Annotated in this window: 3 protein-coding genes and 1 pseudogene; 3 read left to right on the top strand and 1 reads right to left on the bottom strand. The window is 67.9% G+C overall.

The window, feature by feature from the left end; genetic code table 11:
* Nucleotides 1-618, top strand: a 618-nt coding sequence (locus AC2VON_RS23765; RefSeq protein WP_486955050.1) for an amidohydrolase family protein, incomplete at its 5' end; no start/stop codon positions are given.
* A gap of 78 nt (nucleotides 619-696) precedes the next feature.
* Nucleotides 697-1,500, top strand: coding sequence for a class I SAM-dependent methyltransferase (locus AC2VON_RS23760; RefSeq protein WP_486955049.1), 804 nt, complete (start codon nucleotides 697-699; stop codon nucleotides 1,498-1,500).
* Here AC2VON_RS23760 and AC2VON_RS23755 read toward each other — a convergent pair whose 3' ends face one another.
* Nucleotides 1,501-2,520, bottom strand: a complete 1,020-nt coding sequence (locus tag AC2VON_RS23755; protein WP_486955048.1) for an aldo/keto reductase family protein — start codon at nucleotides 2,518-2,520, stop codon at nucleotides 1,501-1,503.
* Nucleotides 2,521-2,543: 23 nt separating this feature from the next.
* On the opposite strand from AC2VON_RS23755, the pseudogene AC2VON_RS23750 reads away from it, so the two are divergent.
* A pseudogene (locus tag AC2VON_RS23750) lies at nucleotides 2,544-2,765 on the top strand (pyridoxamine 5'-phosphate oxidase family protein); the annotation flags it as partial.

Raw genomic sequence — 2,765 nt, 5'->3', positions numbered from 1 at the left:
GACGCCAACTACGAGCCCGACCCGTCGAGCAGCATTGCGGCCCGGGCCAAGGCTCGCGGTGTCTCCCCGATGGAGGAGGCCTACGATCGGATGCTCGACGACGACGGCCACGCGATGCTGCTCGTTGCGCTGGCCAACTTCGAGAACAACTCGCTGGACACCGTCGGCAAGCTGCTGCGCCGCGACGACGTCGTGCTGGGGCTGGGCGATGGCGGCGCGCACTACGGAATGATCTGCGACTCAAGCTTTCCGACCTACCTGCTGACCCATTGGGCCCGCGACCGGGCAACCGGGCGGATCTCGGTGCCCGAAGCGATCCGGGAGTTGACGTCGGTGCCGGCCCGGGTTGCCGGGTTGGCCGACCGGGGCCGCATCGCCGTCGGTTACAAGGCTGACCTCAACGTGATCGACCACGCCGGAATGCGGTTGCACAAGCCGGTGGTGACCCGTGATCTGCCGGCCGGCGGGCGCCGGCTGGACCAGGCCGCCGACGGATACGTGGCGACCGTCGTCTCCGGTGAGGTCATCGCCGAGAACGGCACGCCCACCGACGCCCGCCCCGGCAAACTGATCCGCGGCCGCCAGGCTGCACCGCCAGCCGCTTCCGCTAGTCGTTGAGATTGCATACCGGGCTGTGAACCCTGGTAGATCACGACCCTGGACGCAATCTCGACGACGTCGCGCCAGACTGCTTTTATGACACCGCCCACATACACTCACGGCCACCATGAGTCGGTGCTGCGCTCGCACCGCTGGCGCACCGCCGAGAACTCCGCAGCCTACCTTTTGCCGTCGCTGCGTCCGGGTTTGCACCTACTGGATGTCGGATGCGGGCCCGGCACCATCACGGTGGATCTGGCCGGCCTCGTCGCGCCGGGTCGGGTGACCGCGATCGAACCCATCCCGGATGCGCTGGACCTTGCACGCGGGCACGCGCAGCAGTGCGGTCAGGACAACATCGACTTCGCCGTCGCCGACGTGCACGCACTGCAGTTCGCCGACAACACCTTTGATGTGGTGCACGCCCATCAGGTGCTGCAGCACCTGGCCGATCCGGTGCGAGCGCTGGCCGAAATGCGCCGGGTGTGCAAACCCGGCGGGGTCGTGGCGGCCCGTGACAGCGACTACGGCGCGTTCATCTGGTACCCGGCCTGTGCCGAGCTGGACGACTGGCTGCGGCTCTACTGCGACGCCGTACGGGCCAACGGCGGTGAACCCGACACTGCGCGGCACCTGCTGGCGTGGGCGCATGCGACCGGATTCACCGATGTCACGGCCACGACGAGCACCTGGTGCTTTGCGACCCCGCAAGACCGTGCCTACTGGGGCGGCATGTGGGCCGACCGGATCCTGCAGTCCGACCTGGCGCGGCAGCTAATACAAACCGGGGTCGCCGGTCAGGCCAAGCTGCAGGCGATCTCGCAGGCGTGGTGGGGCTGGGCCGACGACCCTGACGGCTGGATCTCGCTGCTGCACGGCGAGATCCTCTGCCGAAAATGATCAGATCATCCGCTGCGCCGGAGTGGACTGCGCCACCTTCGCCGCGTCGCGGGTCACCGCGTCGCCGAGCACCTGATCGATGCGGGCCAGCACCTCGTAGGAAATCCGCACCCCGGACGCCTTGACGTTCTCGGTCACCTGCTCCGGGCGCGACGCGCCGATCAGCGCAGCGGCGACGTTGTCGTGCTGCAGCACCCACGCGATGGCCAGCTGGGCCATCGAGAGCTGCAGCTCCGCGGCGATCGGGCGCAGCTGCTGTATCCGGGTCAGCACGTCGTCGGCCAGGAATCGCTTGATGAAGTTCGCGCCGCCTTTCTCGTCGGTGGCCCGCGACCCGGCCGGTGGCGGCTGGCCGGGAAGGTACTTGCCCGACAGCGCGCCCTGCGCCATCGGCGACCAGACGATCTGACTCAGGCCCAGTTCCCGGCAGACCGGGATCACCTCGGGTTCGATCACCCGCCACAGCATCGAGTACTGCGGCTGGCTGGAGATCAGCGAGATGCCGAGCTGGCGAGCCAGCTCGTGCGCGCCGCGGATCTGCTCGGGACTCCATTCACTGACCCCGATGTAGAGCGCCTTGCCGGATCGCACAACGTCGGCGAAGGCCTGCATGGTCTCCTGGAGCGGGGTGAAGATGTCGTAGCGGTGGGCTTGATATAGGTCGACGTAGTCGGTGCCCAGCCGGCGCAGTGAGCCGTCGATGCCTTCCATGATGTGCTTTCGGGACAGGCCCATGTCGTTCTTGCCGCCGGGCCCGGTCGGCCAGTAGACCTTGGTGAAAATCTCCAGCGATTCGCGGCGCTGGCCCTTCAGGGCTGTGCCGAGCACCTCCTCGGCGCGTCCGTTGGCGTAGACGTCGGCGGTGTCGAAGGTGGTGATGCCGGCATCCAGCGCGGCGTGTACGCAGGCGGCGGCGACGTCGTTGTCGATTTGCGAGCCGTGGGTGAGCCAGTTGCCGTAGGTGATCTCCGAGATTTGCAGGCCGGAGTTGCCGAGGTAGCGGAATTCCATGCTCTCCATAGTGGCGCACTATGCTCGACGGCATGAGTAAGACGGTGGACCTGGCCCAGCTGGCCGATACTCTGCGCGACTACGGATTCGCCTACGTCATCAGCGTCGACGGCCACTTCCGCGCGCACACCACGACGGTCAGCCCGGTGCTCACCGGCGGCGTGCTGCGGGTCGGGCCGGTCGGCCGGCACACCCGGGCGAACCTGGAAACCCACCGCGACGTCACCGTGCTGTGGCCCCCGCGGGTGGCGGGC

The sequence above is a fragment of the Mycobacterium sp. TH-M82 genome (assembly GCF_057473605.1).
This window is presented reverse-complemented; position numbering and strand designations above follow the sequence as displayed.

What these genes read in the sequence shown, in the direction of transcription:
- AC2VON_RS23755 (WP_486955048.1), bottom strand. Translation starts at nt 2,520, where the DNA reads ATGGAGAGCATGGAATTCCGCTACCTCGGCAACTCCGGCCTGCAAATC.
- AC2VON_RS23760 (WP_486955049.1), top strand. Translation starts at nt 697, where the DNA reads ATGACACCGCCCACATACACTCACGGCCACCATGAGTCGGTGCTGCGC.